This window comes from Actinomycetaceae bacterium MB13-C1-2 (assembly GCA_035621235.1).
Classification (GTDB): Bacteria; Actinomycetota; Actinomycetes; order Actinomycetales; family Actinomycetaceae; genus Scrofimicrobium.
On sequence record CP141731.1, the window covers coordinates 2,312,701 to 2,324,349 of the forward strand.

The window sequence follows — 11,649 nt, forward strand, 5'->3', positions numbered from 1 at the left end:
GTAACCGGGGCAGATTCGTGCCCGTTCTGTCTCTGCTGCTAGCAGAGACAGAACCGAGAGCGTAACTCCCAACGCCGATCACGCGGCAACGATGATCATCTGCGACGTACTAGAACCAGTCCTGCTCCCACAACGGAGAGAACGCACCACATAGTCAGCACCACGATTGATGTCGTGGATACCTGATAAGCGCTGCTCGCCAAGCCGCTTCGAATAACGTCGCCCATCGGCTCGAAGGGCAACCACTGGTGAAGACTCTGTAACCAACCGGGCATGCGTTCAGGGGGGAAGGAGATCGGAGTGAACAAAAGAATTACAAATACCAAAAGCTGACTGACCAGCATGGCGACCACCGGAGGAAAAAGGGTCGCAACTGCATACCCAAAGCTCGCTGCAGTGAGCGAGACGACAATGACTCCGGCCAGTAGCCAGGGACTGGGCGAAAGCTCAATATCGTAACGCCATAGCGCGACCAGAATCGCCAGTACCAGCCCCGGCAATGCGATCACAGTCCACATCACCAGATCTGCGGCAAGGAACAATATCCGGGGCACCGGAAGGGTATGTTTCCAGTCGATACTTCCCTCACGCTTCTCCTCGGCCACCATCTGCGGAGTCATTACCAGGCCAACCATGACCAAGGTGACCGTCGGAGCGCCCGTCGCCAGGAACAGCGCCGCCACGGGGTCAAGATCGCCGATGAGGAATCCGAACCCGATTATGGTACCCACGGCAAGTAGCGTCTGAACCAGGATCATCAATGGAAGACTGCTAGCTCCACGGCGAAGTTGCCACTGAATGAGCAGTCCAGTTTGTCGCAATGTGTTCATGCCGCTTCCTTTACCAGTGAAATGTAAATGTCCTCCAACGTGGTCGGCGCAAGAGAGAAGCGTTCCGCGTGATCACTCGCCCACGCGATCGCTGCTGGGGCATCGCAGTCTCTTACCCGCACCACGATCCCCGACTCGTTGCGAGATACGATATTCATCTGTTCGTCTGGCTCAGTACGCAAACCGCTAATGGTCAAAGACAGTTCTCCTCTTGTAGAAGCGGAGAGCTCCGCGGGGGTTCCTTGAGCTATCACCTTGCCGTGATCAAGAATCACGAGGGAATCGACAACATGCTCGGCTTCAGCAACATTGTGAGTCACCAAAAGCACCCCGACACCAGAGTCTGCGAGTCTGCGAATCTCTGCCCACAGAAGCTTTCTGCGAACCGGATCGACATCGTTAGTTGGTTCATCGAGGATCACGAGCTCACCCGGCGCCGCCGTTGCCATCCCAAACGCAGTCAGGCGTGCAACGCCACCAGAGATTGCCTGTGCGGGCTTATCTGCCCACTGCTCCATTTCTAGCGCGGTCAATAGCTCGACGGCTCGCGTTGAAGCATCTTGTTTTGACAGGCCGCGGATTCTCCCTACCAACTCGATGGCTTTGCGAGGCGATAGCCCGGTGATCGGAACATTTGCCTGCGCTTGCACGGAAACGAGTCGGCGCGCAATCTGTGGCTTAGAGATGACATCGTGACCACTCACCTCTATCACCCCACCATCGGGCTTTAGGATGCCCACGATCTGGTTGACGAGCGTTGTTTTCCCCGCGCCGTTGTGTCCGAGGAGTCCTACGACCTCCCCCGATCCAACACGAATCGATATGCCGTCGTTTGCCTTCGAGCCGTGACGCCCAGAGTAGGTCTTTTCGAGGTCTAATACGTTTAAAACTGGTTGGTACATACCGAGCAGTATTTCATATACTTAACAGTATGTTCAAACCGGCTGGTATCGTGCCATCATGACTGAGAACCAGACAAGTTTGTCCGAGGCTATTAAGGCTCTTGCATCAGCGACCGCAGACTTAACGAAGGCCGCAACCGTTGGTCTGGGACGTGATGTTTCCCGACAGATGTCCGATGCACTTCAGTCAGCCGCCGACGCGGTTGAGGACGCAGCCAGGAAGGTGACTCCATCTGAGGGAAAACCATCAAGCACGCGCGACGATATCCTTCAGGCCGCCGCCATCGTCTTTTCCGAAAAGGGTTTTGATGCGGCAAGTCTCGACGAAATCGCCAAAAGAGCAGGCCGCACCAAGGGAGCCATCTACGCACATTTCCCGAGCAAAGATGACCTAATGGTCGCTTTGGCCGAGAGTCAGTGCTCAGAGGGTGGCCTAGATGACGGAACGAAAGAGGTCGTGTACGCGTTCAAGGACGGTCGCTTGGCAGAACTGATTGATCGATCGGTCTCCGATGCGGAGGAACGACGGGAAGCCGCACTGTCTTTGGAAATCCTCATCTACGCTTTCCGACATCCCGAACATCGCGAAGCGATAATTCGCGGTCAAGTGCGAGCTCGGGATCAAATCGATCAGTTCCTCGCGGAAGAACTACCCGGTGTTGGACCCGATGCTGCGCTGACTTTAGCGACCATCGTCAACATGGGAACACTTTACGCAGCTCTCACTCCAGAGATGGTCGACGGAGCCGCAGTGCAACGCATCCTCTCACGCGCGCTGTCCTACGAGCCAAATGAACCCGCAAACGAGGCGGACTAACTGACAGAATGAGCGAAACCGGCTCACGGGAAGCGAGAAGGTCCCTGATCCTTGGATTACTCCAGATCAGGGACCTTCTCGCTCGCTACTACTTGGTAGCGGGGGCTGGATTTGAACCAACGACCTCCGGGTTATGAGCCCGGCGAGCTACCGAACTGCTCCACCCCGCGTCGGCTCAAACAACTCTACTCACCGCGGGTTGTTAGCTCAAGTGAGCAGCCAGTGGGGTTTCTCATTACTTGGAGTCAGTTGCCTCCTGAGCGTCTTCGCCTAGCTCCCCAAGGTTTACATCACCTGAATTCGCGTCAGCCGCAGCATCCGACTCAGGAGCCTCTAGGCTTTGCAAGCTCACCAGCTCATCCAATGCCTGCGCAAGCTTGTCCTGCGCCTTGCCATATGCAGTCCAGTCGCCATCGGTCATTGCCTGATTAGAAGCAACCATCGCATCTCTTGCCTCAAGAAGGAGAGCGTTTATTTTCTCTTCTTGAGTCTGCTCCGCTCCTGCACCACCAGTAACCTCGTCCGGCACAGTCTCGTCTCCCAGAGTCGCCTGCGAGTCCCCACCGAAGGTTTGGTCCAGAGCCTCGGCCAGAGTCCGACCAAACCCGACCTGGTCACCGAATGCCGTCAGGACGTAACGCAGAACCGGATACGAGGTGGACGAGGTCGACTCAACATAAACAGGCTGCACATATAGCAGTCCCCCGCCGACAGGTAGCGTCAGTAGGTTACCGTGGCGTACCTTTGATCCCTGCTGGTTCAGCAGATTCAGTTGCTGAGCGACGGTCTGGTCAGTGTTGAAGTTATTCTGTACCTGTCCGGGTCCGGGAACCGTGGTTGAGGACGGAAGCGCTATCATGCGCAGTTTTCCGTAGTCTTCACGAACCTTCCCCGTCTCGTTTCCGGTCTCTGAATCAACCGCCAAAAAGCCTGCCATTGCAGCGCGTCGTGTCTCACCTGCACCGGCAGGAACGTACACGGACGTCAGCGAAAACTCGGCGCTGTCCTGAGTCGGCATTTGCATTGTCAAGTAGTACGGCGGTTGCAACTTCTGCGAAGCTGAGGCCGCGGCATCATTTGCAGAAACCGTGGGATCTTCTGACAAACGCCAGCGGTTACCACCGGTGTAGAACTCAGATGCCTCCGTGACGTGATAGGTCTCAAGAAGCTTTCGCTGGACCTTGAACATGTCCTGTGGGTATCGCAGGTGCGACATCAAGTCGCCGGAAATCTCAGAAATGTCAGAGATCATTCCTGGATAGACGCCCGACCATGCCTGCAGTATGGGCTCATCGGGCTCCCATGCATAAAGCTTTACAGAGCCGTCATATGCATCAACCGTGATCTTTACTGAGTTACGCATGTAATTTACGTTGCCCGCATCAAAGATCCCGGTCTCGGCCGTACGCGAATCCGTGGTTGCTTCAAGTAGCGACTGGTGTTCCGAATACGGGAACTTGTCAGTTGTCGTGTATGCGTCAATGATCCACACCAAACGCTTTGGCGTCGACGGATCATCGTCATCGTCCACAACTGCCGGGTAAGCGTTCTTGTCAAGCGTCAAGAACGGTGCGACCTTCGAGGCACGTTGAAGAGGATCGCGATTATAGAGAATCTGCGATTCCGAGTTGGTCTGACTTGAGAACAGGATGTCCGTCGAACCAAACTTCACCGCATACAGGAGCTTGTTCCAGGGATTGCCAACATTCGGACCTCCGTCACCGGTGAAAGTGGTCATCACCTGGCCCGAAGCGGCGTTTTCATCTGGATAATCCAGTTCTTGTGGCTCCGATCCCTCGGGAGCTCCAACAATCGAGTACTCCGGGGATCTGGGAGAGAAGTAGACACGTGGCTCATAGTCACCGAGATCACCCTGTGACGGGATCGACTGCTCCCAGAAAGCAGGGGTGCCATCAGACTGAACGGTGTTACCGAATGCAGCTACAACACCGAATCCATGAGTGAAGACAGTCCGCTCATTCACCCAAGTCTGTTGCTGGGCCTGCAGACCGTCAAGGTTGATGTCGCGAACTGCAATGACCGTATCTCGACGCTCGTCGTCAATGGTGTATCGGTCAACCGACAACTCATTCGCGAACGTGTAGTAGGGGCGCGACTGCTGTAACTGGCGGAACGTCGGCGAAACGATGCCCGGATCGAGCAGGCGAATTTGCGATGTCGACTGAGAGTCTTGACGTAGTTGACCGGGAGCCGCTTCAGTCTTGGCCGAATAGGTCTGATACTCGACGTCGTCTAAGCCGTACGCCGAAAGTGTGGCATCGATGTTGCGCTGAATGTATGCGCTCTCCAGATTTCGTTCGTTCGGGGTTACTTTGAACTGCTGCACAAGAGCGGGATACGCGCCTCCAATGATCAACGCAGAAACAACCGTTACTCCCACCCCAACGGCAGGAAGTTTCCAGGTCCCCCGGAACGCAGCGACGAGGAACAGTACGGCCACGAGCAACGAGATAACCGCCAGGATGACCTGCGCGGGAAGCGTCGCATGAACGTCGGTGTACATCGCCCCATCAGCGGGTTCGCTGTCTTTCAGCAGAAGCGAGTAGATGCCGAGCCAGTATCGAAGTGCGACGACGAGCGAGAGAAGAGCAGCGAGGATACCGACCTGCCGACGTGCTTTTGCAGTGCTTGAGAACCTCGGGGCAAAGCTTAGTCCGCCGTAAAGGTAGTTGACACCAACAACTGCAAGCAGAGAAATGATCAGAGTCGATAGAAGAAATCCAGCGATGATCTCAAGTAGTGGCAGGGTGAAGACATAGAACGATATGTCCAGCCCGAACTGAGGATCCACTTCCCCAAAAGGCGCTCGATTCATCCAAACCAGGAAGGTTTGCCAATTGCTGGCAACGCTGCCAGCAGTCATCGCTGCAATGATCGCGGGAAGGCCCCAGAACACAAACTTTCTAAATGGCTCCACCACCCGCTGATACTCACGCATATTGGCTGCGTTAGCACCACGAGCCGAACTGGGTCGACCCCTGTAAGCCCAGTACACACAGGCAACGACTACCGCGAACTGGACCAGGAAGGCCAGCACAAACAACAGCCCCATAGCACCCCAGCGGGTCCAAAGAACTCGTGAAGCTCCAAGCTGGTCAAACCAAAGAACCTCAGTCCACACCTTTGAGGCGATCACAACGACGAGCACCAGCGCTGCGATTATCGACAGCGTCCAGAACCACGGGTTCTTCAGTATCGACCGTCCCGCACCACCTGGCGGGTTCGAGGCTCCCGAACCATCTGCCTGGGTCGGGGCACTCTGTCTAGGTCCTGTTGGTCTGTTGGGCCTCGGCCAGCCCTCCGGGAACGAACTCACTCTTACCTCCCCGCAGGCACTAACTGCTACTGCCCGCATTTAGCTGTCGCCAGTCTATCCGTACTTGGGACTGCAACCCCAGTCGTGCGAATATTGCCGCCATGAGCGAAACTGAAAACGAAACACAGGAAACTCCATCGCGTAAAGAAGAACTGAAGCAGGGGGCGCTGCAAAGTGCCTCACAGAGGGCACTGCGACGCGTCGTAGATGAACTTGAAGTCGGCAGCGCCCGCGTTGGTTGGGACCGACCTCCCGCGCTCTACGCGCTGGTGCGCACAGAATCCCTTCTGGCGACCCCCGGGCTGCCGTCGGATGTTGCGGAGTCGCTTCGCGCCGAATGGGATGGCTCATCAGATCACCTCTCCGCTGTTGCCCAGGAAACACTGCCTCAGGACGATCTTGAGGAACTTCTCCCCAAGATTGCCTGGCCGGACACCGTTGCTGGTGCGGCACTAACCGTCGAACGAATAATCCTTCCCGATGACGCGGATGAGGAGGCGCCCGAAGATCCCAACGAGGCTGTCCACTACGCAGAGAACCACCCTGCTCGCACCGATATTCGCGTAGTCGTCGGGGTCAACCGCGACGGAGATTCCTGGTGTGAGGTTCGTGCCCGTACGTTTGATGACCGCGAACGTGTCGGTCAGGGAGCCCTCCTCGTGCCAGGGCTGGTCGAAGGCTTGAAGATTGGACTCACTGAAGAATCACAACAGAACGCCTCAAAATAACGGCGGGATACCGCTGAGCAAACCGTCCAGCCCATGTGACAAGCGTTGGTCTGCTGGGCCTATCAGTAGAGTGTTCAACTCAGTAGAGTGTTCAACGCCAACTAGGACTGTGCAGCCTCACAGGTAGCAAAACCCGATGTCTGTCCAGCGGCGATCTGTTGTACGACGTCTACTGCGCCTCCGAGCGTCTTCACCGGAATTACGGTCAGGCCTTTCGGAATATTTCCAACCACCAAGTCGCAGTTGTCATACGGAACGAGGAACCAGTCCGCACCGTCACGTTTGGCGCCGTACATCTTCTGCTTGACTCCACCGATCGGCATTACGTCACCGGAAAAACTCAGCGCTCCCGTACCGGCAATTACCTGGCCGCCGGTTATGTCTTGGTCACTCAGTCGGTTGATGATTCCCAGCGCAAAAATGAGCCCGGCGGATGGACCGCCAATACGTTCTAGGTGAATAGTTACGTCGAGTGGCAACTCAGTGTCGGCTGACAGGTAGATGCCCATCTTTGAACCCTCAAAGTTCTCTCCGTCTTGTGGCCCCGTCGTAACTATGGGGATCTCGATCTTTTCGCCCCCTCGATCGACCGTAACCACGACAGTTGATCCCGGCGTGGTTTCCTTCATCAAGTCGAAGGGAACAGAAGGTCGATCCACCCGATGCTCGGTGCCATCAGGAGTCCTAATCGAAACAAGCACGTCCCCTTGCTCGACCTGCCCTTCTGCACTGCTTCCGGGAACGGCTCCCTCGATTGTCAGTGTTGACTCCATCGGAATCCCAAGATAATCGAATGCTGCGATCGAGGCTGCCGAGTGAGAAGACGTCATTTGTGCAGCACCTGCGTCTTTCAACTGTTCGGCAGTGATGGTCTCGTCATAGAGATCCTCGTAACGATCTACCTCGTCGGCCGGATTCAACTTTGCTCGAATCAGGTCAATGAGACGGAGCTTGGTACCGGGTCCGCCAGACTCGGAAACGGTCACCATCCGCAGCTGTCCCTCGTCCTCGCTCTCCGGACGAACGGCCGGAACCGAGGGATCATCGGCCTCGCCGAATTCGAGGACAACCGTGCTCCCCTGAGAACCAAGAACGTTGACGGTTGGTCCCGGACTGTGAACCACGTATGGAACAGGAATCATTGCAACGCCGATGAGTAACACCGTAAGTAGGGCGACCACAATCGCAGCGCGAAGGACAAGCCGCATCCGACTCGCGTGTTTCGTCATAAATGAATCCTCAGTTTCCGTTAGAGCAATTTCGCCTACGGCCCTATTGTGCATCCATCGGCCAATTTGGGTTTACACGCCTGTAGGCTCGGACTATGGAAGACGATCAGGGTAAACCGAACGAGGAAGAACCACAGGATTTCCTCGAACAGTTCCTTCAAGGATTCTTAGGTCCACAGGCGGGCGAGGAAGCCGCGAGAGCGATGCGTGAGCAGGGTTTTGATATATCTGCGATGGGAAACTTTGCTTCACCTGGGGCTATGGCGCAGGCCATGAACCAGTTCCGATTTCTTATGGACTCGTCAAGCGGACCCGTGAACTGGCGAATGGTTGAGGACATCGGACGTCAAATGGCCTATCAGTCGGGTGACCCCCGCCTCTCGGCCGCGCAATCTGGGCAGGTAAGGCAGGTGCTGTCGGTAGCAGACCTCTGGTTGGACCCGGTTACAGATTTCACCATGCGCGGAAGCGAACGTGAGGCTTGGACGCGGGCGGAGTGGGTCGATCAGACACTGCCCGCCTGGAAGAACGTTTTCAATCCGATCGCCGAGAATGTGGCCAGGGCAATGGGTGAGTCCATCCAGTCCCAGATTGGTGATGGGGCAATGGTTCCCGAGGAAATGTCGGGAATGATCGGTTCGCTGAGCAACATGATTCCTAAGATTTCTGCGGTCTCCTTCGGTGCCCAAATTGGGCAGGCTCTGTCGGCTATGGCAAAAGACAGTTTTGGCACATCCGATGCAGGTTTTCCTTTGACCCAGCCAGGCATCGCCGCACTGGTACCGACAAACATTGCCGCATTCGCTGAGGGACTCGATGATGATTTCGCGACGATTCAGCAGTACGTGGCAGTACGGGAGGTGGCGCACGCTCGCCTGCTTGCATCGGTCCCGTGGTTACGACACGACCTTGAGCTGGCGGTTATCCGCTACGCCCAAGAGATCGCACTGGATGATGACGCGATCGCGGACGCCGCGCGCTCCATCGATCCCTCTGACCCCGAGTCGTTACAGCGTGCCATGAACGGTGGAGTGTTTGCCACGGAGGCAACTGAAGACCAGGCTCGTGCTCTGCAGCGTTTGGAGACGCTACTGTCGCTCATTGAAGGTTGGGTCGAGACCGTCACAGCCACAGCAGTTGCTCCCTACCTGCCAAACGCCGACAGACTGCGAGAGCTTATTAGGCGCCGAAGAGTCACGGGTTCTTCGGCTGACAAACTCCTAGGAGAGTTGGTCGGACTAAAGTTGCGTCCACGGCAAGCTCGCGGCGCGGCACACATATTCCGTAATCTGGAGATAGAGGGAGGTCCGGGCGCGCGTGACTCGGTCTGGGCGCACCCCGATTTCGTTCCGACCAGCGAAGACCTAGAGAATCCGATCCAGTTCCATGCCTCTGGTACGGCCGTTGTTGCCGAGCAAGACTCCGAGTTTGATAGGGAGATGCAAAAGCTACTTGAGGGAACTCTCGAATGGGATGAAAACGTCCCCGAAGATCTGCGGAGCGCCGAAGAGCCACACGAGGACGAGGAGTAGCGGAAGAGGTAGCACCGCTCGTTGATTAGTGGCACTACCTCTTTTGACTCGCAACCTAACTGATTCGAGTGCCCGACTGACCTCCGAGCGCTTCTGCGGCACGCTGAAGTGAACCGATTATGGCTTCACGTCCGGGTGCTCCTTCAACGAATGAAAGCGCCGCCTCCACTTTTGGCTTCATCGACCCTTCGGCAAAGTGTCCCTGATCCAAATAGCGGTGCATGGTAGCTGTGTCTACGTCATCCAAACTCGTCTGCTCCGGTGTTCCCCAGTTGATCGCAACGTTGTCCACCGCCGTGAGGATGATTAGTCTTTCGGCACCCACGACCTCGGCAAGCTTCGCGGCAGACCGATCCTTGTCGATGACAGCCGCAACCCCTTTCGTTCCGCTGCCGTCACTAATCACAGGAATTCCACCACCACCGCAGGCGACTACTACAAAACCCGCGTCGACCAGCCCCGTGATTGCATCACGTTCCATTATCGAGACCGGCTTCGGGGAAGCCACGTACTCACGCCAACCGCGGGACGCATCTTCCTTGAAGATGCAACCGGGATACTCCTCCATCAGAACCTTTGCCCTCTGCTGGTCCACAAACTCACCAATTGGCTTCGTCGGATGCTGGAATGCGGGATCGTCGGCATCTACCAACACATCTGTAACGATCGTTACACACTGCTTGCCCGTGTCATGATGCGTCAGTTCTCTGGTCATGGCTTGCTGCAGGTGGTATCCGATGTATCCCTGACTCATTGCGGTGCATTCGGCGAGGGGCATTGGGGCGATATCCCAGTCCATCTGAGAGGCTTTGGTAAATGTCTTGTCGATCATTCCGACCTGGGGACCATTACCATGACACAGGACCAGATCGTTTCCTGCCAGTACCAACTCGACTAGCGACCGCGCGGCAACTTCGACCCTCTCAATCTGTTCGGTCGGAGTATCCCCCAGTGCATTTCCACCTAACGCGACAACAATCCGTGCCACCGGCTCCTCCTACAGTCCTGCTAGCTCGTATTCTGGGAAGGCTCTCATCGAGGAAAGTCGGTGAGAGTAGTAGAACTTTACGTCACAGGAGCCCCTCACAGAACGTAGTCCGTCTGTGCCTTATAAGCGGCTGTTTTGCTAAGACAGAATCTGGAAGCGGCCCGTGAGGTCCGCTGACCAGCCATGATGTGACGCCCAAACCATAATAATCACATTGCGTTTTCCACAGACCTCATTTTCACCGCCTAACCGTCATGGTTCGTTCATCCTTGATAGCGGAAATACCAATTAGAGAGGAGCGCCACATGGTCTCCCATAAGAAACATCTTGTTCCAGGAACCTTGGTGCACGAGGTCGAAAATGGCATGGTCCAAGTCGGGAGCAACCCGAAGCATTCGGTGTTGTTCTCCGGGCTTAGTAACGCAGAAATTTCTTGGTTGAAATCTCTTAGAGATGTTCCTTTTGGGGGCGGCAGCCGACAACGCCGAGCGAGCGAGGATCTAACCGGCCGACAGGAGGAAGCCCTTCGCCTGCTGGGTGCAGCCGGCCTCCTTGACTGCGGCGAACCCCGGATGAGAACACTCAGAATTCGGGTAGTGGGCCTAAATGACGTTGGAATTCGAATAGCGAGAATCCTCGCCGAAATCCGAATAAAGCACATCGAGGTGAGGGATCCGAGATTCGTTGACAGTGACTGTGAACTCCTGTTTCCCTCCTCAGCCAAAGGTCAACCGAGAGAACGGGCCACGCGAGAGATGATCCGAGACATCTCTCCCAACACGTGTCTAGGCAAGATCGCTGTCCCAGACCTGGCCATCGTCTGCAGCGAGAGAACCATCGATTTCGGCATAGTGGGTCTGCTGCTAAGCCACGACACGCCCCACGTACCAGTTGTCTTAGACGATCGCCAAGTAACTGTTGGTCCTCTGGTAGTCCCGGGTCAGACAGCATGCGCTCTGTGCGCCGAGCTTCATTCCGCAGACCGAATCCCCGGGTTGGGCTATTTCGCAGATGCGCTAAGGCGGAGCGGACCGTGTCGTTCCGTCTCATTTATCTCTACTATGGCGGCCGCGGCAGTGGTCAACATTATCGATGCCGTTGCCGCGAACCGGTTCCCTCGGCCGCAGACCACATCGAACTCGGACCCTGAGCAACCGTCGTCGACGTCCACGGCCCCTACTCCCCTTCTCAGGGTGGGCACCGAGGGAATAACGACTCAGTACGTCATGCCCCATGCAGACTGCGGCTGTATTGGCCTGAACACCGAGCTAGTGCGAGCCAACTAG

The 11,649-nt window shown here is 56.2% G+C and carries 9 protein-coding genes and 1 tRNA gene; 4 read left to right on the forward strand and 6 right to left on the reverse strand.

Annotation, left to right across the window (positions count from 1 at the left end; all coding sequences use genetic code 11):
• Positions 1-95: 95 nt before the first annotated feature.
• Positions 96-830 carry an ABC transporter permease gene (locus U6G28_10280; GenBank protein ID WRS29888.1) on the reverse strand — a complete coding sequence of 245 codons (735 nt, stop codon included), beginning with the start codon at positions 828-830 and terminating at the stop codon, positions 96-98.
• A complete protein-coding gene (locus tag U6G28_10285; protein WRS29889.1) occupies positions 827-1,732 on the reverse strand; it encodes an ABC transporter ATP-binding protein in 906 nt (301 codons plus the stop codon). Before U6G28_10285 ends, U6G28_10280 begins: the two co-directional genes overlap by 4 nt.
• Before the next feature lie 58 nt (positions 1,733-1,790).
• On the opposite strand from U6G28_10285, the gene U6G28_10290 reads away from it, so the two are divergent.
• Complete coding sequence (locus tag U6G28_10290) at positions 1,791-2,549, forward strand: TetR/AcrR family transcriptional regulator (protein WRS29890.1); 759 nt, start codon at positions 1,791-1,793, stop codon at positions 2,547-2,549.
• Positions 2,550-2,642: 93 nt separating this feature from the next.
• Here U6G28_10290 and U6G28_10295 read toward each other — a convergent pair.
• Together U6G28_10295 and U6G28_10300 are read right to left on the reverse strand one after the other, a co-directional pair.
• Positions 2,643-2,719 (reverse strand) — tRNA-Met (locus tag U6G28_10295).
• Between the two features lie 65 nt (positions 2,720-2,784).
• Positions 2,785-5,766, reverse strand: coding sequence for a UPF0182 family protein (locus U6G28_10300; protein WRS31237.1), 2,982 nt, complete (start codon positions 5,764-5,766; stop codon positions 2,785-2,787).
• A 221-nt stretch (positions 5,767-5,987) separates the two neighbouring features.
• Here U6G28_10300 and U6G28_10305 point away from each other — a divergent pair, with 221 nt between their 5' ends.
• Positions 5,988-6,614 (forward strand): PPA1309 family protein, encoded by a 627-nt coding sequence (locus U6G28_10305; protein WRS29891.1) that lies wholly within the window; start codon positions 5,988-5,990, stop codon positions 6,612-6,614.
• 101 nt (positions 6,615-6,715) lie between these two features.
• Here U6G28_10305 and U6G28_10310 read toward each other — a convergent pair whose 3' ends face one another.
• Positions 6,716-7,843 (reverse strand): S16 family serine protease, encoded by a 1,128-nt coding sequence (locus U6G28_10310; protein ID WRS29892.1) that lies wholly within the window; start codon positions 7,841-7,843, stop codon positions 6,716-6,718.
• Positions 7,844-7,938: 95 nt separating this feature from the next.
• Between U6G28_10310 and U6G28_10315 the strand changes: the two genes are divergently transcribed.
• A complete protein-coding gene (locus U6G28_10315) occupies positions 7,939-9,375 on the forward strand; it encodes a zinc-dependent metalloprotease (GenBank protein WRS29893.1) in 1,437 nt (478 codons plus the stop codon).
• A 55-nt stretch (positions 9,376-9,430) separates the two neighbouring features.
• Here U6G28_10315 and arcC read toward each other — a convergent pair whose 3' ends face one another.
• Positions 9,431-10,363: a carbamate kinase gene (gene arcC, locus U6G28_10320; protein WRS29894.1), complete on the reverse strand. Its 933-nt coding sequence runs from the start codon at positions 10,361-10,363 to the stop codon at positions 9,431-9,433.
• 305 nt (positions 10,364-10,668) lie between these two features.
• Between arcC and U6G28_10325 the strand changes: the two genes are divergently transcribed.
• Entirely contained in the window at positions 10,669-11,649 is a 981-nt protein-coding gene (locus U6G28_10325) for a hypothetical protein (protein WRS29895.1), read from the forward strand.

Bases quoted from the DNA above. Each gene is read 5' to 3' on its own strand.
- U6G28_10310 (WRS29892.1), bottom strand. From the start codon at position 7,843: ATGACGAAACACGCGAGTCGGATGCGGCTTGTCCTTCGCGCTGCGATT.
- U6G28_10315 (WRS29893.1), top strand. From the start codon at position 7,939: ATGGAAGACGATCAGGGTAAACCGAACGAGGAAGAACCACAGGATTTC.
- U6G28_10305 (WRS29891.1), top strand. From the start codon at position 5,988: ATGAGCGAAACTGAAAACGAAACACAGGAAACTCCATCGCGTAAAGAA.
- U6G28_10290 (WRS29890.1), top strand. From the start codon at position 1,791: ATGACTGAGAACCAGACAAGTTTGTCCGAGGCTATTAAGGCTCTTGCA.
- U6G28_10285 (WRS29889.1), bottom strand. From the start codon at position 1,732: ATGTACCAACCAGTTTTAAACGTATTAGACCTCGAAAAGACCTACTCT.
- U6G28_10280 (WRS29888.1), bottom strand. From the start codon at position 830: ATGAACACATTGCGACAAACTGGACTGCTCATTCAGTGGCAACTTCGC.
- U6G28_10325 (WRS29895.1), top strand. From the start codon at position 10,669: ATGGTCTCCCATAAGAAACATCTTGTTCCAGGAACCTTGGTGCACGAG.